This is a genomic window from Caulobacter sp., from assembly GCF_017744445.1.
Taxonomy (GTDB): Bacteria; Pseudomonadota; Alphaproteobacteria; order Caulobacterales; family Caulobacteraceae; genus Caulobacter.
Genome location: NZ_JAGIBH010000005.1, coordinates 38,877 through 61,161, shown reverse-complemented (window position 1 = coordinate 61,161; position 22,285 = coordinate 38,877). Strand labels below are relative to the sequence as shown.

At 67.4% G+C, this 22,285-nt stretch carries 13 protein-coding genes; 9 read left to right on the top strand and 4 right to left on the bottom strand.

Going from position 1 to position 22,285, the window contains the following annotated elements; genetic code table 11:
* Positions 1-16 precede the first annotated feature (16 nt).
* Complete coding sequence (locus J7528_RS08555) at positions 17-1,243, top strand: serine hydrolase domain-containing protein (RefSeq protein WP_291872881.1); 1,227 nt, start codon at positions 17-19, stop codon at positions 1,241-1,243.
* Between the two features lie 10 nt (positions 1,244-1,253).
* On the opposite strand, the gene J7528_RS08550 is transcribed toward J7528_RS08555, so the two are convergent.
* Positions 1,254-1,772 (bottom strand): ACT domain-containing protein, encoded by a 519-nt coding sequence (locus J7528_RS08550; protein WP_291872879.1) that lies wholly within the window; start codon positions 1,770-1,772, stop codon positions 1,254-1,256.
* Positions 1,773-1,832: 60 nt separating this feature from the next.
* Positions 1,833-2,933: a sialidase family protein gene (locus J7528_RS08545; RefSeq protein WP_291872877.1), complete on the bottom strand. Its 1,101-nt coding sequence runs from the start codon at positions 2,931-2,933 to the stop codon at positions 1,833-1,835.
* A 95-nt stretch (positions 2,934-3,028) separates the two neighbouring features.
* Between J7528_RS08545 and J7528_RS08540 the strand changes: the two genes are divergently transcribed.
* Positions 3,029-5,839, top strand: a complete 2,811-nt coding sequence (locus J7528_RS08540) for an alpha-L-rhamnosidase (RefSeq protein WP_291872875.1) — start codon at positions 3,029-3,031, stop codon at positions 5,837-5,839.
* Here J7528_RS08540 and J7528_RS08535 read toward each other — a convergent pair.
* Entirely contained in the window at positions 5,836-6,459 is a 624-nt protein-coding gene (locus J7528_RS08535; protein ID WP_291872873.1) for a TetR/AcrR family transcriptional regulator, read from the bottom strand. The genes J7528_RS08540 and J7528_RS08535 overlap by 4 nt on opposite strands.
* 109 nt (positions 6,460-6,568) lie before the next feature.
* Here J7528_RS08535 and J7528_RS08530 point away from each other — a divergent pair, with 109 nt between their 5' ends.
* The 7 genes from J7528_RS08530 (at position 6,569) to J7528_RS08500 (ending at position 20,927) form a co-directional block, all read left to right on the top strand.
* Positions 6,569-7,999 carry an efflux transporter outer membrane subunit gene (locus J7528_RS08530; protein ID WP_291872871.1) on the top strand — a complete coding sequence of 477 codons (1,431 nt, stop codon included), beginning with the start codon at positions 6,569-6,571 and terminating at the stop codon, positions 7,997-7,999.
* Positions 8,000-8,034: 35 nt separating this feature from the next.
* The gene (locus J7528_RS08525; protein ID WP_291872869.1) at positions 8,035-9,159 is read left to right on the top strand and encodes an HlyD family efflux transporter periplasmic adaptor subunit; all 1,125 of its coding nucleotides are present in this window, start codon (positions 8,035-8,037) and stop codon (positions 9,157-9,159) included.
* A 12-nt stretch (positions 9,160-9,171) separates the two neighbouring features.
* Entirely contained in the window at positions 9,172-10,725 is a 1,554-nt protein-coding gene (locus J7528_RS08520) for a DHA2 family efflux MFS transporter permease subunit (RefSeq protein WP_291872867.1), read from the top strand.
* Between the two features lie 124 nt (positions 10,726-10,849).
* Positions 10,850-13,093 (top strand): hypothetical protein, encoded by a 2,244-nt coding sequence (locus J7528_RS08515; RefSeq protein ID WP_291872865.1) that lies wholly within the window; start codon positions 10,850-10,852, stop codon positions 13,091-13,093.
* Positions 13,094-13,435: 342 nt separating this feature from the next.
* Positions 13,436-16,138, top strand: a complete 2,703-nt coding sequence (locus tag J7528_RS08510) for a TonB-dependent receptor (RefSeq protein ID WP_291872862.1) — start codon at positions 13,436-13,438, stop codon at positions 16,136-16,138.
* A gap of 86 nt (positions 16,139-16,224) precedes the next feature.
* Positions 16,225-17,553: an oligogalacturonate lyase family protein gene (locus J7528_RS08505; RefSeq protein WP_291872860.1), complete on the top strand. Its 1,329-nt coding sequence runs from the start codon at positions 16,225-16,227 to the stop codon at positions 17,551-17,553.
* 17 nt (positions 17,554-17,570) lie between these two features.
* On the top strand, positions 17,571-20,927 hold the full coding sequence (locus J7528_RS08500) for a DUF4450 domain-containing protein (protein ID WP_291872858.1): 3,357 nt from the start codon (positions 17,571-17,573) through the stop codon (positions 20,925-20,927).
* On the opposite strand, the gene J7528_RS08495 is transcribed toward J7528_RS08500, so the two are convergent.
* On the bottom strand, positions 20,924-22,285 hold the full coding sequence (locus tag J7528_RS08495; protein ID WP_291872856.1) for a glycosyl hydrolase family 28 protein: 1,362 nt from the start codon (positions 22,283-22,285) through the stop codon (positions 20,924-20,926). The genes J7528_RS08500 and J7528_RS08495 overlap by 4 nt on opposite strands.

The following is a 22,285-nucleotide window of genomic DNA, read 5'->3' as shown; positions in this document are numbered from 1 at the left end:
GATTGGGGAGAGCGCGGTGAAGATCAAATCGCCAGAAAAGCATGGCTTCGATGCGGGCCGCCTGAACTTCGTCGATGCGTTCCTGAGGGAGCGCTACATCGACTCGGGCAAGCTGCCGCATGCCCAGCTGCTGATCAGCCGCGACGGCGAGATCGTCCACTTCAGTAGCCAGGGGCAGGCGCGCGAGAGCTCGGACCGGGCGATCGATGAAGGCTCGCTCTTCCGCATCGCCAGCATGACCAAGCCGGTCACCTCCGTCGCCTTCATGATGCTGGTCGAGCAGGGCAAGGTCGCGATCGATACACCCGTCAGCCACGTCCTCCCGGAGTTCAAAGGCGTGGGCGTCCATGCTGGCGGCGGCGGCGACGCGCCATTCATGACCAAGCCGACCGCCGAGCCGATGCGCATGCTGGATCTGCTGCGCCACACCTCCGGTCTTACGTATGGCTTCCAGAACCGTACCAATGTCGACGCGGCCTATCGCAAGGGCAAGATCGAGGACTGGCACGACAATCTCGACCTGGACGGCTTCGTCGGCGCGCTGGGCAAACTGCCGCTGGAGTTCTCGCCGGGCGAGGCCTGGAACTATTCGGTCTCGACCGACGTGCTGGGGGCGGTGGTGCAGCGCGTGTCGGGCATGCCGCTGGACCAGTTCTTCGCCGAGAACATCTTCAAGCCGCTGAAGATGCACGACACGGGCTTCGTCGTGCCCGGCGACAAGGCCGACCGCCTGACCGATTGCTGGCTGTACGCAGGACCGGACAAGCCGCGCGGCATCCTGGATCGCGCCGAGGAAAGCGCCTGGCGCAAGCAGCCTAAGCTGCTGTCGGGCGGCGGTGGCCTGGTCTCAACCGCCCTGGACTATCACCGCTTCTGCCAGATGTGCGCCAATGGCGGCGAGCTGGACGGCGTGCGCATCCTGGGCCGCAAGACCCTGGAGCTGATGACCCTGAACCACCTGCCGGGCAAGGGCGACCTGGCCACCCAGTCGCGGTCGCTGTTCAGCGAGACCCAGAATGCCGGCACCGGCTTTGGCCTGGGCTTCGCCGTCACCCAGGATCCCACGCGCGCAATGATCCCGGGTTCGGTCGGCGAGTACTATTGGGGTGGAATGTTCTCGACCTCGTTCTTTATCGACCCGGTCGAGAAGCTGCACGTGGTGTTCATGACCCAGATGAGCCCCTCGTGGATCTATCCCATCCGCCGAGAGATGAAGACGCTGATCTACTCCGCCCTGACCTAGTCGCCAATCCTCAGTCCACTGGGCTGAGCGTGACGTCGACCATGATCTCGCCGGAAATTTCCTCCAGCGCCGCTTGAACCGCCTCGGCCTTCAGCGAGGGCGGCAGGCGCAGGCGGGCGTCCATGTGGAACAGCGGCGCGCCGGAATGGGGCTCGACGCTGAGGCGGGTGTCGAAGGCCTCGATATTGGCGTTGATGCCACTGAGCACGCCGGTCACCTGGTGGACGATGCCCGGGCGGTCGCCGCCGACTAGGCTGAAGCGAATGACGTCGCCGTCGGCGGCGGCGCTTTCGATCGTCGGGGCGATACGGACTTCCAGGCCCTCGGCATCGACGGCGCTGACGGCCTGGCGCAGGGCCTCGACCTTGTCGGCGTCCAGCTCGACCAAGACCGAGCCGACATAAAGGCCGCCCAGCTGGCTGAGGTGGCTCTCCAGCCAGTTGCCGCCGGCCGACAGCACGGCGCCCGCCAGCGCCTGGGTAAGGCCGGGACGGTCGCTGCCGATGACGCTCAGGATCAAGGTGGCCATGGATCACTCCCTACAAAGGACGGGAGCGAACGAGCCATGCGCGTCCGCCTCCGTCAATCATCAAGCGAGCCGCGTGGGATCGATCACCACGTGGCGGATGCCGCGCCGGTTGACGGTGTAGGTGACGTGCACCTTGCCGTCCCGCGCCTGGATTACGGCGGGATAGGCATAGCCGTCGGGCACGACCTCGGTCTCGAGCGTCAGCACCTCGCGCCAGCTGACGCCATCGTTCGAGATCGCCACGTTCAGCGGCACCCGCGGGCCTTTGCCCGGTGAGGTCGGGCGGTGGCCGGCGTGGTTATAGACCAGCAGTTGGCGACCGTCGGCCAGGGTCACCGCGTCCGTGCCGGAGTTCGGGTTTGGCAGATCGATGGCGGCCAGCGGGCTCCAGGTCTTGCCATCATCCTTGGACCAGCTCTGCGCGAGAGCGCCCTGGCGGGTGCGAGCCACGGCTTCCAGAGACCCGTCGGCGTGGAACAGGATGCTGGGCTGGATGGCGTCGACCTTCAGGGGCGAGGGGACCAGGTCGGTCTTGCTCCAGGTCTTCCCACCATCCTCGCTGCGTTCGAAATAGAGGCTCCAGCCGCCGCCGTCGGCCTTGGTGACGCCTTCCGACTGCTCGACGCTCACGGGCGACAGCCAAGCGCCGCTCTTCAGCACCACGGGCTTGTTCTTGATAGGGCCAAGGATGCCGTCGGGCAGGCGCTGGGGTTTGCCCCAGGTCTTGCCGTCGTCGGCCGAGGTCATGACCATGCCCCACCAGTCCTGTGGGCTGGGGCCCACCTTGTAGAACAGGAAGAGGTCGCCGGCCGGCGCCTGGAACAGCACCGGGTTCCAGGTCGGCAAGCGCGGCTTGCCGTCAGGCTGGACGCCGTTGGCGAGCTCCTTGGCCTCCTGCCACTTGCCGTCGACATGGCGCGCGAACCAGATGCCGACATCGGGATTGCGCTCGTGCGTGCCGCCGAACCAGGCCGCCGCCAGGGTCCCGGTCTTGGTCTCGACGATGGTCGAGGCGTGCGACTGCGGATAGGGGGCGTTGGTGTAGACGGGCTGCGAGACCAGGATCGCGCTGGGCGCCGCCTTGGCCGGTGCGCTGGCCAGGCTAGCGAGGCCCCCCAGACCCAGACCGGTCAGGAGCGAACGCTTGGAGATGACGGCCATCGGGACCTCACACGCTTAAGGACTTTCGAGAGCTTGCGTTTGCGCTCGAATGATTTTGGTATCGCTACCGCATTCGGGCGGGAAGGAAAGCGCGTATGAGTACAAAGGTCAGTCGCCGCACGGTGGTGGGTCTCGCCGCCGGCATGGGCCTGCTGCCGTCCCTAGCCGACGCCCGCGAGCCTGGGCTGACCGCGCGGGACCTGCGTGTGGAGTGGCTGACCGACCCCGTGGGCGTCGACATGCGCCGGCCGCGTTTCCGCTGGCTGCTGGAGGCGGGCGAGGGCGTGCGCGACGTGGCTCCCAAGACCCAGCGGGTGATCGTCGCCAGCTCGCCCGAGCGCCTGGCGGCACGGGTCGGCGACGTCTGGGACAGCGGCCGGCGCAAGTCCGGCAAGCTGGACATCGCACCGCCGAAGGACCTGCCGCTGGCCTCGCACACGCCGTACGTCTGGGCGGTTGAGATCGATGGCGCCTGGAGCGCGCCGGCGCGGTTTGTCACCGGCATCCTCGATCCTTCCGATTGGCGCGCCCGCTGGATCACGGCCAAGCCCGAGAAGGTGCGTGGCAATCACGTACGCGGTTGGAGCAAGGAACTCACCGACCCCACCGAAACCGCGCCGCCATTGCTTCGTAAGGGCTTCGATCTCAAGCGCGCCCCGACGCGGGCGGTGGTTTCGGTCTGCGGCCTTGGGCACTTCGAGCTGACAATCAACGGCAAGCCGGTCACGGCCAGCGTGCTGAACCCCGGTTGGACCGCCTATGACAAGACCGCCCTCTACACGACCTACGAGGTCGAGGCGCTGCTGCGGCCGGGCGCCAACATGCTGGGCGTGCGGCTGGGCGGTGGCATGTACGACGTCGAGAAGGTCGCCGGTCGCAAGTCCAAGTTCGTCGACAGCTATGGCCGGCCCCGGCTGCTGTTGCAGCTGAGCCTGCATCACGACGACGGCTCGGTGGAGCACGTGGTCAGCGACGAGAGCTGGCGCGTGTCCGAGGGGGAGATCGTCTTCGCCTCGATGTTCGCTGGCGAGGATGTCGACGCCCGTCGCGAACGGGTTGGCTGGGAACTGCCCGGCGCTAGCGACGACGGCTGGCGGCCCGCTTTGCCGGCGCCCGATCGCAAGCTGCGCCTGAAGGCCCAGGGCGTGCCGCCGATCGCCATTCACCAGCGCTTCGAGACCGTGGCGATCACCGAGCCCAAGCCGGGCGTCTTCATCTACGACCTGGGCCAGAACTTCGCAGGCCGGCCGGAGATGGTCGTGCGTGGCCCGGTTGGGGCGGCGGTCAAGCTGACGCCGGCCGAGGTGCTGGACGAGGACGGCCTAGCCTGGCAGCGCAGCTTCAACGCCGGTCCCGACCGCTGGGTGCTCTACAACTACACCCTGGCCGGACGGGGCGAGGAGCGGTTCGTGCCGCGCTTCAACTATCACGGCTTCCGCTACCTGCAGGTCGAGGGCGCGGTCCCAGTCGGGCGGGCCAATCCGGACGGCAAGCCGGAGATCGTCTCGCTGGCGGGCCAATTTCTGTACGCGGATCTTCCGCGGGTCGGGACTTTCACCTGCAGCGACAAGCTGTTGGAGCGGACTCATCACCTGATCGAGCGGGCGGTGGTGTCCAATGCCTACAGCGTCCTGACCGACTGCCCGCATCGCGAGAAGCTGGGCTGGCTGGAGCAGGCGCACTTGAACGCGCTGACGGTGATCTACAACCGCGACGCCTCGACCATGTACGAGAAGATGATCGGCGACATCGTCGACAGCCAGCAGCCCAACGGCATGGTCCCGGGCATCGCGCCGGAATACACCGCCTTCCTCGAGCCCGACGGCAGCGACCAGCCGGCTCGCAATTCGCCAGAGTGGGGCTCGGCGGTGGTGCTGGCGCCGTGGGCGGCTTACCGCGCCTATGGTGATGCGAAGGTGCTGGCCGATGGCTATCCGGCCATGCGGCGCTATGTGGACTATCTGGCCAAGCGCGCTGAGGGTCACATCGTCGATTTCGGCCTGGGCGACTGGTACGATGTCGGTCCCGGCAAGCTGGGCGCCTCGCAGCTGACCAGCCGGGCGCTGACCGGCACGGCGACCTCGTATCAGGCGCTGACCACACTGGCGCTGGTCGCTGAGGTGCTGGGTCGGCCTTCGGTTGAGGTCACCGACTATCGCAAGCGCGCCGAGGCGATCCGGACCGCCTTCAACGCCAAGTTCTTTGATGCCGCGGCGGGCTCCTACGATCGCGGCAGCCAGACCGCCAACGCCATGCCACTGGCGCTGGGCATGGTCCCGAAGAGCCAGGAGGGCAGGGTGCTGGACGCGCTGGTCCGCGCCGTGCGGGCCAGCCAGAACGGCGTCACGGCCGGGGATGTCGGCTTCCACTACGTGGTGCGCGCCCTGGCCGAGAGCGGTCGCGACGACGTGGTGTTCGACATGATGTCGGTTACCGACCGGCCCAGCTATGGCTACCAGCTGGCGCGCGGTGCGACGGCCCTGACCGAGGCCTGGGACGCCGACCCGACCAAGTCGCTGAACCACTTCATGCTGGGTCACGGCGAAGGCTGGCTGTTCGGCGGGTTGGCGGGGATCGCCGTCGACTTCGCCGCCAGGCCGGACCGGGTGATCACCGTGGCGCCGAAGCCTGTCGGGACGGTGGCCGCGACCGAGGCGACCTTCCGGACGGCCCTGGGACCGGTCCGCAGCGCCTGGCGCAAGGAAGGTGGCATGCTGTCGCTCGAGGTCGACGTGCCGGCCGGCGCGCGAGCGACGGTGCGTTTGCCGACCAGCGCGCCGGGCCAAGCCCGTGAGGGCGGCATGGCGGTTGCGAGCGCGAAGGGCGTGCGATCGAGCCGCGCCGTCGCGGGCGGGCTGGAGATGGTCGTCGGCTCCGGCCGCTACCGGTTTGCCGCGCCGGCCTAGCGGACGCCGAAGGCCGCCATGAACGTGCTGACGGCCGCCTCGACCTCGGCGTCGACCTCGTCGGGCGTGGGCTGGCCGATATAGTTGACCAGGCGCGCCTTCAGCATGCGGTTCTGGCATAGGCCGATGAATTGGTGCCCGGCGGCGATCGGGTCGGCCACCTCGATCCGGCCTTCCAGTTTCATCCGCGCCAGGAAACCGCCCAGGAGGCGCGCGCCGCGCAGCGGGCCGGCCTCATAGAAGGTGCGCCCCAAATCCGGTGAGCGCTCGGCCGCCGTGGCGATCAGGCGGAAGTGGCGCATGTTGCGATCGGACATGACGTTGGTGACGTAGCGCCGGCCCAGGCGCGTCAGCGCCGCGCGCACGTCGTCGACCTCGTCGTCCAGCAGCTGGAACATCTCCGCGCCCTGCCAGCCGCAATAGCGCTCGATATGGGCCTGGAAGATCTCTTCCTTGCTCTTGAAGTAGTTGTAGAGCGTGCTCTTGGAGCCGCCGACCTTGGCGGCGATGGTCGACATCGAGGCGGCGTCGAAGCCTTCCTCCAGGAAAACCTCGGCGGCGACGTCGAGAATGGCCTCGCGGCGGGCATTACGGTCCAGGTTGGATTTGGCGTCGATCATCGAAATTCTTTCCGACCGTACGGTACGGTCGCCTTGACTGTAGCGCAAGAGAAGCCTACTTGCGCCCTGGCATATGACTATACCGTACGGTCACATCAAGGCTCTCCCCATGTCGACCCCAACTCTCCGACACAGCGCTCCCTTCTTCGCCGCCGCCAGCGTCCTGGTGCTGTCTGCCTGCGCCAGCCTGCCGCCGGCGCAAGCCGCGCGGGTCGCCAAGGCCCCGCAGTCCTACGAAACCGCCCAGACCCTCGCGGCTCCAACCGCCGACTGGCCCGCCGACGCCTGGTGGGCGGCCTATGGCGACGCCCAGCTGAACGCCCTGGAAGACGAGGCCCTGAAGGGCTCGCCGACCCTGGCCGCCGCCGAGGCCCGCCTGCGCCGCGCCCAGGCCCTGGTCGCCCAGGCCAAGTCCGCCGACCTGCCGCAGGTCTCGCTGGGCGCCTCGGTCGCCGAGAGCAAGCAGAGCTACAATGCCGGCATCCCGCCGGCCTTCGTGCCGCACGGCTATAACGACATCGGCCGCCTGGCCCTGGACGCCAGCTGGGAGCTGGACTTCTTCGGCAAGAACCGCGCGGCCGTCGCCGCCGCCACCTCCGAAGCCAAGGCCGCCCAGGCCGACGCCGCTCAGGCTCGCCTGACCCTGTCGACCGCCGTCGCCTCGACCTATGCCGAGCTGTCGCGCCTGTACGCCCAGCGTGACGTGGCCGCCGCCGCCGTCAGTCTGCGCGAGCAGACTAGCAACCTCGTCTCCAAGCGCGTCGCCAACGGTCTCGACACCAAGGCCGAGAGCGAGCAAGCGGCCGCTGGTCCTCCGGCCTCGAAGGCCGAGCTGTCGGCCATCGACGAGCAGATCGCCCTGACCCGTAACGCCCTGGCCGCCCTGGTCGGCGCCGGTCCGGATCGTGGTCTCGCGATCACCCGCCCGGCCACCGCGAGCATCAAGCCGTTCGGCCTGCCGGATAACTTGCCGGCCAACCTGATCGGCCGCCGTCCAGACGTTGTCGCCGCTAAATGGCGGGCTGAGGCCGCGACCTCACGCACCAAGCAGGCCAAAGCGATGTTCTATCCGGACATCAACCTGACCGGCTTCATCGGCGTGCAGTCGCTGTATCTCGACAAGCTGTTCTCCAGCGGTTCGGACATCGGCCAGGTCGGGCCAGCCCTGCGCCTGCCGATCTTTGAGGGCGGCCGCCTGCGGGCCGGCCTGCGCGGCGCCGAGGCCGACCGCGACGCCGCCGTGGCCAGCTATGACGCGGCCCTGACCCAGGCCCTGCGTGAAGTGGCCGACGTCACCGCTAGCGAGAAGGCCCTGACCAGCCGTCTCGCCGACGCTCGCCAGGCTCTGACCGCCAACGAGAACGCCTACCGCATCGCCCGCCTGCGCTACGAAGGCCAGCTGTCGACCTACCAGTCGGTGCTGCTGGCCGAGCAGTCGGTGCTGGCCCAGCGCCGGGTCGTCGCCGACCTGGAAAGCCGCGCCTTCACCCTCGACATCGCCCTGATCCGCGCCCTCGGCGGCGGCTTCACCGGCGCCTGAACCCTCACGACATTCGCTCCCTAGGACTTGCACCTATGTCCGATCAACAACCCGCCGCTTCCCAAGCCGCTGCTAACAACAAGCGCCGCCGCCAGCTGACCCTGCTGGCCGGCGCGGTCGCCATCGGCATCGTCGGTTACGGCGCCTACTGGCTGGCTTTCGAGAGCCACTATGTCGAGACCGACGACGCCTATGTCGGGGCCGAGACCGCCCAGGTCACCGCGCTGTCGCCTGGTCCGGTCGCCAAGATCTTCGTCGTCGAGACCCAGGCCGTGAAGGCCGGTGACCCGCTGGTGATCATCGATGACGCCGACGCCCGCATCGCCGTCGCCCAGGCCGAAGCGGCCCTGGGCCAGGCCGAGCGCAAGGTGAAGGGCTACTTCGCCAATGACACCGCCCTAGGCGGCCAGTTCGAGGCCCGCCAGGCCGATGTCGCCCGCGCCGACGCCCAGATCACCGCCGCCAAGTCGGACGTCGAGCGCGCCCGCGTCGACCTCTCGCGTCGCCAGGCGCTGGTGGGCGAGGGGGCTGTCTCCGGCGACGAGCTGACGACCGCTCAGAACCGTCTCGCCAACGCCCAGGCCGCGCTGAACGCCGCCCAGGCCGTCCGCGCCCAGGCCCTGGCCAGCCGCGACGCCGCCATCGGCTCGCGCGAGGCCAACACCGTGCTGATCTCCGGCGCCTCGGTCACCGAGAACCCGGAAGTGAAGGCCGCCCAGGCCCGTTTGGACGCCGCCCGCCTGACCCTGGCCCGCACCGTGGTCCGCGCCCCGACCGACGGCATCGTCGCGCGCAAGTCGGTGCAGGTCGGCCAGCAGGTCGCGATCGGTGCGCCGATGATGTCAGTGGTGCCCACGACCCAGGCCTATGTCGACGCCAACTTCAAGGAAGTGCAGCTGGACAAGGTGGTCCCCGGCCAGCCGGTGGTGCTGACCTCCGACCTCTACGGCGGCGGCGTGAAGTTTCACGGCAAGGTCCGGGGCCTGGCTGGCGGCACCGGCTCGGCCTTCTCGCTGATCCCGGCCCAGAACGCCTCGGGCAACTGGATCAAGGTGGTCCAGCGCGTGCCCGTCCGCATCATCCTGGACCCGGCCGACCTCGCCAAGCACCCGCTGCGCGTGGGCCTGTCGATGAAGGCCAAGATCGACGTCGCGAAGTAAGGAGCGCCCGCTATGGCGTCCGAACAAACTCAAGCGGCCGGTCCGCCGCCCATGACCGGCGCGCTGCTGGCGATCACCTCGATCGCCCTCGCGCTGGGCACTTTCATGCAGGTGCTGGACAGCACCATCGCCAACGTCTCGATCCCCACGATCGCCGGTAACCTCGGCGTCAGCTCCAGCCAGGGCACGTGGGTGATCACTGCCTTCGCCGTGGCCAACGGCGTCTCGGTGCCGCTGACCGGCTGGTTGATGGGCCGCTACGGCGTGGTGAAGACCTTCGTGGTCTCGGTGATCCTGTTCACCATCGCCTCGCTGCTGTGCGGCCTCTCCTGGAACCTGGAATCCCTGATCCTGTTCCGGATCCTGCAAGGCGCGGTGTCGGGACCGATGATCCCGGGCTCGCAGGCCCTGCTGATCATGATCTTCCCGCCCGCCAAGCGCGGTACGGCCCTGGCCATCTGGTCGATGACCACCCTGGTGGCCCCGATCTGTGGGCCGATCCTAGGCGGCTACATCTCCGACAATATCAGCTGGCCGTGGATCTTCCTGATCAATGTGCCGGTCGGCATCCTGTGCGCCGTCATCTGCTGGCGGAACATGGCCAGCCGCGAGACCCCGACCCGCAAGCTGCCGATCGACCGCACCGGCTTCATGCTGCTGTTGATCTGGGTCGGCGCGCTGCAGGTGATGCTGGACACCGGCAAGGAAGCCGACTGGTTCTCCTCGCCCGCCATCGTGGTCGAGCTGGTCCTGGCTATCGTCTTCTTTATCGCGTGGGTGATCTGGGAGCTGAACGAGAAGCACCCGATCGTCGACCTGTCGCTGTTCCGCTCCAGCAACTTCACGATCGGCACCATCGCCTTCTGTCTGGGTTACGCGGTGTTCTTCGGCAACAACCTGCTGCTGCCGCTGTGGCTGCAGACCCAGATGGGCTACATCGCCACCTGGGCTGGCCTGGTGGCCGCGCCCAGCGGCGTGGTCGCGGTGCTGCTGACGCCATTCGCGGCGCGGATCATGACCAAGGTCGACGCCCGCTGGACGGCGACCCTGTCGCTGGCGGCGTTCGGCCTCTCGTTCTTCATGCGCTCGGGCTACAACTCGCAGGCCGACTTCTGGTCGCTGGTCATGCCGATGCTGGTGCAGGGCGTGGCGATGAGCACCTTCTTCATCTCGATGGTGACCATCTCGCTGAACGGCATCCCGCCGCAGCAGACGCCGCAGGCCTCGGGTCTGTCGAACTTCTCGCGGATCACCGCGGGTAGCTTCGCCGCCTCGCTGGCCACGACGATCTGGGACCGGGGCGAGGCCGTGCACCAGACGCGCCTGGCCGAGACCATGAGCTCGGGCAGCCCCGCCTGGATCGACGCGGTCAACAAGCTGCAGGCCACGGGCATGACCCATCTGCAGGCGGTCGGGGCGGTGACCCAGCAGGTCGTCAACCAGTCGTATCTACTGGCGGCCCTGGACTTCTTCCGTGTCTCGGCCTGGCTGTGCGTCATCCTGATCCCGCTGATCTGGCTGACCAAGAAGGCCATGAGCGGCGGCGGTCCGGTCGCCGCCGACTAGGATGCATCTTTCATAATGTGAGATTGACTCCTATAGAATGGAATGTGGGGGCGTTGATCCGAAATGATCGACGCCCCATCGTTCAACCGCGGTCCACCGCGGACAAGCGTTCTGGGAGTCATCGATGCGACGCGTGCTTTTGGCCGGCCTGGCCGTCTTCACCCTGGCCGCACCGACCCTGGCCCAGCCCATCGACCGCCACGCACTGGTCAGCCGTCACGACGTCAAGCTGACCAAGGTCGACCCGTCCGCGCCCCTGATGGTCGGCAACGGCCAGATCGGCTTCACGGCCGACATCACCGGCCTGCAGACCTTCCCGGAAGCCTATTCCAAGATCGCGCCGCTGCTGACCGAGGCCCAGTGGGCCTGGCACGCGTTCCCGAACCCGAACAATTACACCTACGCGGACGGGACCACGCCGATCGACGTGCGCGGGACCAAGCAGCCCTACGCCTACATGAAGGACTGGAACGAGGCCGAGAGCCGTCCGGCCCTGGCCTATCTGCGCGAGAACCCGCACCGCTTCTCGCTGGGCCGCGTGGCTCTGGACCTGCGTGACAAGGCCGGCAAGCCGGCGAAGTTCGAAGACCTGACCGCGACCGAGCAGACCCTGGACCTGTGGACGGGCGTCCTGACCAGCCGCTTCGTCTATGACGGCGAGGCGGTGACCGTCCGCACCCGCGTGCACCCGACCCTGGACATGATCGTGGTCGACGTCGACTCCGCCCTGGTGGAGCAAGGGCGACTGAAGCTCTCGGTGAAGTTCCCGGGCGTTTCCAAGGCCTTGAACCCGGATCCTTCCGACTGGACCCATCCCGAGCTGCACACCACCAAGGTGACCGGGGAGGGCGCCGCGCGCCTGGACGTCGCGCGCCAGCTGGACGCCACCAAGTACTTCGCCGCCCTGCAGGCCGACCGCGCCGTCGACTTCACCGCCGCCGGGCCGCACGCCTATGTCGTCGCGCCCAAGGCCAAGGGGCGGACGCTGGGTCTGGAAGTCGCGTTCTCACGCGCTGCCGTGTCGAAGCTGCCGACCGTGACGGTCGCCGACCAAGCCACGCGCGCGCATTGGAAGTCGTACTGGACACAAGGCGCGGCCGTCGACTTCTCGGGCAGCACCGATCCCCGCGCGGCCGAGCTGGAGCGCCGCGTGGTGCTGTCGCAGTACCTGATGGCCCTGAACGGCGCCGGCGAGGTCCCGCCCCAGGAGGAGGGGCTGTTCTCCAACAGCTGGAACGGCAAGTTCCATCTCGAGATGCATCCTTGGCACGCGGGTCACTTCGCCCTGTGGAACAAGCCCGAATACCTGGAGCGCAGCCTGCCCTGGTACGTCGGCCACCTGAAGGACGCCAAGGCCCGCGCCGCCAGCCATGGCCTGAAGGGCGCCTGGTGGCCCAAGATGGTCGGGCCGGACGGCGTCGACAGCCCCAGCAAGGTCTCGCCCTTCATCATGTGGCAGCAGCCGCATCCGATCTGGATGTCCGAGCTGATCTGGCGCGACAAGCCAACCAAGGCGACCCTGGCCAAATATGGTCAGTTGGTCTCCGAGACCGCCGACCTCTTGGCCAGCTTTCCGCATCGCGACAACAAGGGCCGTTTCGTGATCGGCCCGCCGGTCATCCCGGTGCAGGAGAACTACGACCCGCTGACCACCTTCAACCCGGCCTTCGAGTTGGAATACTACCGCTGGGGTCTGGAGACCGCGCAGCAGTGGCGCGTGCGTCAGGGCCTGGCGCGCAAGCCCGAGTGGGATGCGGTGATCAAGGGCCTGGCCCCGATGGCGACCAAGGACGGCCTCTACCTGCCCACGGAGTCCACGCCGAACTTCTGGGATGTCGCCAAGAGCAAGGACTGCTCCAAACACGCCGTTGGCGAGCAGTGCATGAACCGCGACCACCCTTCGTTCCTGATGGCCTATGGTCTGATCCCCGGGAAGGCCGATCCGGAGACCATGCGGCGCACTCTGCGAGCCGTGGAAAGCGACTGGGACCTGCGCCAGACCTGGGGCTGGGACTATCCGATGGTGGCCATGACCGCCGCCCGTCTGAACGAGCCGGACAAGGCCGTCGACTGGCTGTTCTTCGAGGCCAAGAACAACAAGTTCGGCGTTACGGGCATGACCCCGCGCGTCCATCTGGAAGAGCACGCCCAGGCCTTCGTACCGACGGCCGGGGAGGGCGAGAAGGTCGGCCCCGACGGCCCTGGCTATACCCGCGCGGCCGAAACTTACTTCCCGTCGAACGGCTCGCTGCTGGCGGCCGTGGCGATGATGGCGGGCGGTTGGGATGGCTCGAAGGGGCCGACGCCGGGCTTCCCGAAGGACGGCAAGTGGACCGTCCGCGCCGAAGGCTTCAAGCCGATTCCCTAGGGGCGGCCTTTTCTCTGTTTTTTGTCGGGAGCCGTCTTCGCTAGAGGCGAGGGCGGCTTCCGTCGCGTCAGCTTGGCCGGTCCGACAGCGTTATCATCGCAGGCGCAAGCTGAACTGGTAACTCCATTCAATAAGCAAGCAAAAACAAATCCATAGTGGCCGTCTGCCGCCATTTTCGTCCGCCACCTAGTTAGCCGGTTCCGGCGAAATCGCGGCCAATTGGTAAGACCAGAGTTGCGTTTCCTCGCAACTCATCACAAGATATGGATATATATCCCACATTCTGAGAAATGTGGTTAGTGAAGATACCGGTGTCACGCACTGGTAGGGGAGAAACACAGGATGATTTTTAGCACCTTCAAAGCGCGCCTGCTCGTGTCGTGCGCCGCCATCACCGTGGCTGGTGCTGCCAGCGCTGGCGCCGCCATGGCCCAGACCGCTGCCGCTCCGGCCGCTGAAGCCGCCGACACCCAGGTCGAAGAAGTCATCGTCAGTGGCTATCGCTCCAGCCTGAGCAAGGCCCTGGGCGCCAAGCGCACCAGCATCGGCGCGATCGACGCCATCCTGGCCGAAGACATCGCCGCGTTCCCCGACCAGAACCTGGCCGAAGCCATCCAGCGCCTGCCGGGCGTCACCATCGACCGCGTCGGCGGTGAAGGTCGCCAGATCTCGGTGCGCGGCCTGAACGCCGACTTCACCCGCGTGCGCATCAACGGCGTGGAAGCCATCGCCACGGGCGGCGGCAACCGCAGCCGCGGCTTCGATTTCAACGTCTTCGCCTCGGAGCTCTTCAACAGCATCACGGTGCGCAAGACCCAGTCGGCCGACGTCGCCGAGGGTTCGCTGGGCGCCACGGTCGATCTGCAGAGCGGCCGTCCGTTCGACTATACCGGCTTCAAGGCCGCGGCCTCGGCCGAGGGCAGCCTGAACAGCATCACCGACCGCATCCTGCCGCGCGCGGCGGGTCTGCTCAGCTGGTCCAACCCCGACAAGACCTTCGGCGTTCTGGCCTCGGTGGCCTATTCGAAGCGCCAGCCGGTGGCAGAGGGCTTCAACACCACCCGTTGGCAGGGCGCTGACGCCAGCGACAACTTCGCCAGCTGCAGCAAGTGCACCACGCCGGAAGAGCTGGCCAAGGTCCAGAACGCCTTCTATCCGCGCATCCCGCGCTACACCGCCTCGAAGATCGACTCCGAGCGCCTGGGCATCACCTTCTCGACCCAGTGGCGCCCGAACTCGAAGTCGGAACTGGCGCTGGACGTCCTGTATTCGGACCTGAACCAGTTCACCGAAAGCCCGAACCTGGAAGCCATTTCGTTCAGCCGCTCGAACGCGGCCGGCGTCGGCTCGACCATCGTTCGCGACTACGCGCTGAACGACCGCAACACCTTCACCTACGGCGTGTTCGACAAGGTCGACGTGCGCTCGGAGAACGGCACCCAGCGCGACCATACGACCTTCACCCAGGTGACCCTGTCGGGGAAGTACGAGTTCACCGACCGCCTGCGCGGCCAGGTTCGCGTCGGCGTGGCCAATTCTGACTACCGTATGCCCGAGCAGATCTCGTTCCAGCTCGATCGCAACGACGTCAACGGCTACGTCTACGATGCGCGCAAGAACGATCGTACGCCGATCATCACCTACGGCTTCAACGTCGCCGACCCGTCGCTGTACACCCTGACCGAGATGCGTTCGGCGGTGCAGACCTCGCTGAACATCACCCGGACCGCCAGCGGCAACCTGGAGTTCGATGTCGACGATCACCTGAAGCTGCGCGGCGGCGTCGACGCCCAGCAGTACGTGGTCAAGTATCGTGGCGCGAGCCGCAACCAGGTGCTGACCGGCTCGAACCAGATCGTCGGCGTGGGCGGCTTCTCGAAGGTCGTCTCGTTCGGCCGCGACTTCCCGTTCCCGGGCGGCGACCGCAGCTATGTGGTGGCCGATATCGACAAGGCCCTGGCCCGCACCAACCTGCTGAACTTCCCGCTGATCGTGCAGCAGGGCGATACGCGTGACGTCGAGGAAAAGGACCTGTCGGGCTTTGGCCAGGCGGTCGTGGACGCCACCATCTTCGGCGGCATGCCGCTTCGCTCGGACTTCGGCTTCCGTGTGGCTCATACGAAGGTCACCTCGCAGGGCTTCATCGGCTCGGGCGTCTATCTGACGGCCAAGAACGACTACACCGACGTCCTGCCGTCGATGAACATCACGCTGGAGCCGCGTGACAACTTCATCCTGCGCGGCGGCATCGCCAAGGTCATGGCCCGTCCGACCCTGGGCAGCCTGACCCCCGGCGGTTCGGTCGGCGCCACCACGCGCACGGTCAACTTCGGCAACCCGGACCTTGAACCGTTCCGGGCTACCAACTTCGACCTGGCGGCCGAGTGGTACTTCGCGCCGGAATCGCTGATCGGCGTGGCGGTCTTCTACAAGAAGATCGACAGCTTCATCGCCAGCCAGACCACGCGCGCCGTCTATAGCTCGCTGGGCCTGCCGGCCAGCCTGCTCAGCACCAGCGCCGGCGTATCGGTCAACGACATCTTTGATGTCACCAACCCGTACAACGGCGAAGGCGGCTGGCTGAAGGGCGTCGAGTTCCAGTACCAGCAGCCGTTCAACTTCCTGCCGGACTACCTGCGCGGCTTCGGCTTCATCGGCAACTTCACGTACGTCGACTCGAACGTGAACTACGGCACCGCCGCCGCGCCGAAGTACAACAAGCTGACCGGCCAGTCGAAGACGACGGCCAACGCGACGATCTACTTCGAGCGCGGCAAGTTCAGCGCCCGCACCTCGCTGGCCCGTCGCTCGGGCTTCCTGACCCAGTTCCCGGGCTCGAACGGCAACAGCGAGCACGGCACGCACGGCAGCACGTACTACGACTTCTCCTCGAGCTATAAGATCCGGCCGAACCTGGTCGTCACGCTGGAAGGCATCAACCTGGGCGACAAGTTCACCGACGCCTATGTCGACACCGCCGACCGCGTCAGCGACTACCGCCACACCGGCCGCGAGATCCTGCTCGGGGTGCGCTGGACGTACTAATCTTCCTCTTTCTCGACTAGGCACCTCCCTGGGGCTCGGCGTGGTCATTCCCTGCGCCGAGCCCACCTTTTTCGGAGACGTATGACGTGATCGCTCGCAGAACCGTTCTTGGCCTGGCCGCGGCGGCCCTGGCGACGCCCGTCCTGGCTCAGCAACCGGCGTCGGTGGCGACGACCGCTCCGAAAGACTGGATCGATCCCAAGACCGGCCACCGCATCGTGCGCCTGTCGGAGGAGGGGGGCAGCAAAAACCTCTACTTCCACCAGCACGGCTACACGCCCCAAGGCGACAAGCTGGCGATCAGCACGCCCTCGGGCATCGCGCTGGTGGATCTTGCGACCTTCAAGCTGACCACGTTGCCGAAGGCCAAGGACGCGGACCTGCTGTTCTTCCCGCGCAATTCGCGGCGGCTGTACTATTCGATCACGGCGCCCGGTGAAGGTCAGCCGGCCGATCGTCCCAAGACCATCTACGCCCTCGATATCGACAGCGGCAAAGCCAGGGTCGTGGCCAAGCTGGCCCAGGGCGGGATCACCTCGATCAATGCCGACGAAACCCTGCTGCTGGGCGTCGTCACCTATGGCGGCAAGCCGTTGCAGCCCAACACCGTCGACGACCGCAAGCGCTTCGGCCAGGCCGAGTACGCGGCCAACGGTCCGGACGGCAAGCCGCTGTCCTTCGCCAAGGCCAAGGGCGTGCGGATGACCGAGCGCTTCGAGACGCCGACGCCGATGGAGATCTTCACGGTCGATCTGAAGACCGGCGAGCGCAAGGTGATCCACGCCTCGGACAAGTGGCTGGGCCACGCCCAGTTCTCGCCGGCTGATCCCGCCCAGGTGATGTTCTGCCACGAAGGGCCCTGGCACCGCGTGGACCGCATCTGGACCATCCGCACCGACGGCACGAGCCTGACCAAGATCCACACCCGGACCATGAACTTCGAGATCGCCGGCCACGAGTTCTTCTCGGCCGACGGCAAGTGGATCTGGTACGATTTGCAGACCCCGCGTGGCCAGGTGTTCTGGATCGCCGGCCACGAGCTGGCGACGGGCAAGAAGCTGTATCGTCGGGTCGAACAGAACGAGTGGTCGGTGCACTACAACGTCGCCAAGGACGGCGTGCTGTTCGCCGGCGACGGCGGCGACGCCGACATGGTGGCCCACGCGCCCGACGGCAAATGGCTCTACGCCTTCCGGCCCGAGACCATCCGCGACGCGGCCCTGCCGTACTACACCCATGACCTGATCACGGTGGACAAGATGGCCAGCGAGCGGCTGGTCGACATGTCGGCCCACGACTATCGGCTGGAGCCGAACCTGACCTTCACGCCGGACCAGAAATGGATCGTCTTCACGTCCAACATGCACGGCGCCAACCACGTCTATGCGGTCGAGGTCGCCAAGAAGAGCGCCTGATCTAAAAGGGAGCGGGAATGAAAGGTATCCGTCGCAGCGCCGGTCTGGCTGTAAGTGGTCTGGCGCTGGTTCTTGTCGCGGGTCTCAGCTGTGGCGGGGCCCTGGCGGATACTTCGCCGGCGGCTGTCGGCGGGCTGCTTCCCAACCTGATCGACAACATCGAGCGGCCGATCCGTTACCGGCCCGACGGCGGTGACTTCGTCATCGAGAACGGCGTCGAGACCTTCAACCGCCCGCTCTATGGCGGTGACACCGCCTTCCGCGTGGACGGCGGCGACAAGCCCGAATTCGTGCTCTACCTGCCGGGCCGCGGCGGCAATCTGCGGCTGGCGCTGGTCGGCGCTGGTGGGGCAAAGTGGCTGCACGAGGCGGCCAGGATCACCACCCGCTACCGGCCCGGCGAGCTGATCTACGAGATCCGCGACCCGCTGCTGGGCGACGGCGTGCTGCGTGTCGAGGCCGTGGCCTATGCGGTGACCGAAGGCCTGTCGCTGCGGGTCGAGGGCGAGGGTCTGCCGCCCGGCCTGGAGCTCGTTTGGGCGTTCGGCGGGATCACCGGCCAGCGCGGCGCTCGCGACGGCGACATAGGCACCGAGAAGGTGTCGATCTCCGAGTGGTTCCAGTTCAAGCCGGCCTTCGCCGAGACCAACCGCGTCGCCCTGAGCGATGAAGGCTTCAAGCTCAGCGCTCCTCAGGCTCTCATCGTCGGCGCCGCCAGCGGTTCCGCGCGCTACCAGCGAGGCGAGGCGAGCGCCTGGAACGACCTGCCGCGTCTCCTGGCCAGCCAGGGCGCGGAGCAGGGCAGTGTCGCCTTGGGTCGCGCTGCCCTTTCGAACACGCCGCTGATCCTCTCCCTCCAGCGCGTCGATCCCGGCGTCGCCGATGACCTGGCCGACTACAAGGCTGTGCGCGCCGCTCGACCTGAGGACAAGGTCGCGCCGACCGCGCGTCCGCCGGCCTTCGCCCAGGCTGAGCTCGCATCACGCTTCGAGGAGGCTCGCGACCACTTCCAGGCTCTGCGCGGGCAGGTGCGGGTCGAGACGCCGGACCCCTATATCAACGCCGCCATGGCCGCCCTGAACGTCGGGGCCGAGGCCACCTGGGACGGGCCGCAGCAGGCGGTGATGCACGGCGCGGTCGCCTGGCGGACCAAGCTGCTGGGCTGGCGCGGGCCGTACTGGCTGGACGCCCTGGGCCGCGCCGATCGCGCCGACCGCCACTTCCGCGACTGGGCCAAGGGCCAGAACGTTTCGCCGATCCCGGCCACGATTCCGCCGGCCGACGAGGACGCCAATCTGGCGCGGGCCGAGAAGGCGCTGCACTCGAACGGCGACCTGTCCAACTCCCACTACGACATGAACACCGTCTATGTAGACGCGCTGTTCCGGCATCTGGAGTGGTCGGGCGACCTGAAGCTGGCCCGCGACCTGTGGCCGACCATCGCCCGGCACCTGGCCTGGGAGAAGCGGCTGTTCCGCCGCGAATTCGGCCCCAGGAAGCTGCCGCTGTACGAGGCCTATGCCGCGATCTGGGCCAGCGACAATCTCTCGTACTTCGGCGGCGGAGCGACCCATTCGTCGGCTTATCAGGCGTTCCACAACCGCATGGCCGCCAAGGTCGCGCTGCTGATCGGCGAGGACCCGACGCCTTACGACCGCGAGGCCGAGGCCATCCAGGCGGCCATGCGCGAGCTGCTGTGGATGCCCAAGGAGGGCGCCTTCGCCGAGTACAAGGATCTGATGGGCGAGCAGCGGCTGCATCCCGCGTTCGGCCTGTGGACCTACTACCACGCCATCGATTCCGAGATCGTCCCGCCGGCCGATGCCTGGCGGATGTCGGACGCCCTGACGCGGCTGCCGCGCATCCCGATCAAGGGACCGGGCGTGCCTGACGACGCGGCTTACGGCATGTACGCCAGCACCGACTGGCTGCCCTATGCCTGGTCGATCAACAACGTCGTCACCCAGGAGAACCTGCATACGGCCCTGGCTCTGTGGCAGGCCGGCCGGCGCGACGAGGCCTTCCGCCTGACCAAGAGCGGCGTGCTGGCCAGCATGTTCATGGGCATCTCGCCCGGCAACATGGGCACCCTGGCCTGGCCGGACGTGTATCGCCGGGAGTCGCAGCGCGACTTCGCCGACAGCGCCGGCGTGACCGCGCGGACCATGGTCGAGGGTTTGTTCGGGCTGCATCCGGATGCACTGGCGGGGACTATGACGATACGCCCAGGTTTCCCGGCGGGCTGGGACCACGCGTCGATCACGCACCCGGCCTTCGCGTATGAATTCAAACGCCAAGGCGACGAGGACCACTGGACGCTGAAGCCAGGCGACCGTCGCTTTAAGATGGTGGTTCTGCGTCTGCCGGCGCCGCGCGAAGGCGTGACGGCTGTCGAGATCGACGGCGTGAAGGCGGCGTGGAAATCCGCGCCCGACGCCATCGGCGGTCCGGCCATCGAGATCACCGCACCAGGTGACAAGGCTGCGGAAGTCGTCGTGTGCTGGAGCGGCGCGGCTGTCGCTAGCGCTCCGACCGGATCGGCGAAGAGCTTCCAGAAGGTCTCCCGCAATGGCCTGACGTGGCTGGCGCCGGTCGCGGGGGCGACCCCCGCCAAGCCGGCAGCGCCCGGGGCTCCAGCGGCCGTCACTGGCCACATGGACCCCGTGACCATCGCCTTCAACGACCGCGTCACCGCCATCTTCGCCAAGGGCAAGTACCGCTCGCCCCGGCCACGCGGGCCGTCGCTAGGCGTGCCGGCGCAAGGCCTGGGCGGCTGGGCCGGGCATGTGAACGCGATGGCCGAGATCGACGACGCTGGCCTGCGCCGCGTGGCGGCCGGACAGGGCGGCCAGATCACGACGCCCTCGGGCGTGGTCTTCCGCACGCCGGGTGCGGCCGAGGCGCAGAACATCGCCTTCACCTCACTATGGGACAACTATCCCAAGCAGGCCGTCACGCCGCTGTCGGGCAAGGCTTCGCGCGTGCATCTGCTGATGGCCGGCACGACCAACGCCATGCAGAGCCGTTTCGACAATGGTGAGGTGCTGGTGACCTATCAGGACGGGACCACGGCCCGCCTGGCGCTGCGCAATCCCGACACCTGGTGGCCGATCGAGCAGGACCTCTTCCTCGACGACTACCAATTCCGCATCGACACGCCGCCGCCAACGCGGGTGGACCTGGCGACCGGCAAGGTGCGGGTGCTGGATGCGGCGACCTTCAAGGGCCAGGGCCGAGAGGTCCCCGGTGGGGCGGCCACGGTGCTGTCGCTGGCGCTGGATCCTCGAAAGCCGCTGCGCGACCTGACGGTGCGCACAACGGCCAACGAGGTGGTGATCGGCCTGATGGCCATCACCCTGGAGCGCCCGAACTAGAGGCCGATGACACCCGTCGAGGCGGCCAGCTCCGGCGGCTTGCCGTCCAGCGTGTCGATCCTGGTCCGCGTGAAGGTCCAGTCCTTGGCGTTGGCGATGCGGCCGCCGGCTTGGACGTCCAGGTCCAGGTTGTCGAACGCGAACCGCTCCAGCGGCAGGTCGGGGAAGGCCGCGACCTCGAAGGCGGTCTTGGCGCCGATAGCCTTGATGTCCTTGATGCGCACGTCGCTGAGGCGGCAACGGCCCTGTTCCGGCGGCACGTGCTGGGTCATCACCTTCCAGTACGGCGGCACGTCGGTCATGCCGGCCGGGATCTCGGCATAGCTGTAGCTAGGGTTCCAGTTCAGGTTCACCCGTAGGACAGTCGCGACGTCGTGCAGCACCATGTTGCCGATATCGATATTCCGAACCGCGCCGCCGCGCGTGTGGGCCGACTTGAATAGGATGCCGACCGGGGTCGGATGGTGCACGGTCAGGCCCGAGACCTTGATATCGTGGAAGCCGCCCGAGGTCTCGCTGCCGAAGGTAATGCCCGCCGACGCGTCGCGGATCACGCAGTCGCGGATGGTGATGTTGTAGGTCGGCCGATTGACGCGCAGGCCATCGGCGTCGCGGCCGGCTTTCAAGCACAGCCCGTCGTCGTTGCAGGCCACGTCGATCCGCTCGACCAGCACGTCGTGCGAGCTGTCGATGTCGACGCCGTCGGTCGACGGGCCGCGGCCGCCTTCGTTGTTGCGGATGTTCAGGTCGGCGACATGGACGTCGTGCGAGTAGCAGACATGCACCGTCCAGAAGCCCGAACGGCGCAGGCGCGGGCCGGCCAGCTCGATCTTCTCGCTGTCGAACACCTGGACCAGGCGCGGGCGCTTGCAGTCATAGTCGGCGGCCCAGCGCAACCCTTTGGGGTCGTACTGGCGGCGCAGGGCCCAGTAGCTGTCCCAGAATACCTTGCCGTCGCCGTCGATCACGCCATCGCCGACGATGCGGACGTTCTTCTGCTTGTAGACGTTCACCAGCGCCGCCGGCCAGGTCAGCTCGATGCCGGCCACGCGGGTCGCGATCTCGGGATAGTCGGCGATATTCTGCGAGCCCAGCAGGGTCACGCCCTTGTCCAGGCGCAGGGTGACGCCCGACTTCAGGAAGATCGAGCCGGTGCGGTAGACGCCGGGCTTGAGGGCTACGGTCGCGCCGGTCTTGGCGGCTTCGTCGATGGCAGCCTGAATGGCCTTGGTGTTCAGGGTCTTGCCGTCGCCGACCGCGCCGTGAGCGTTGGCCAGGATCGCCTTGCCGGCGGCCAAGGCCAGGGCGGGGGCGGAAGCGGCCACGAGGCCGAGCTGGAGAAGGGCGCGTCGTTGCAT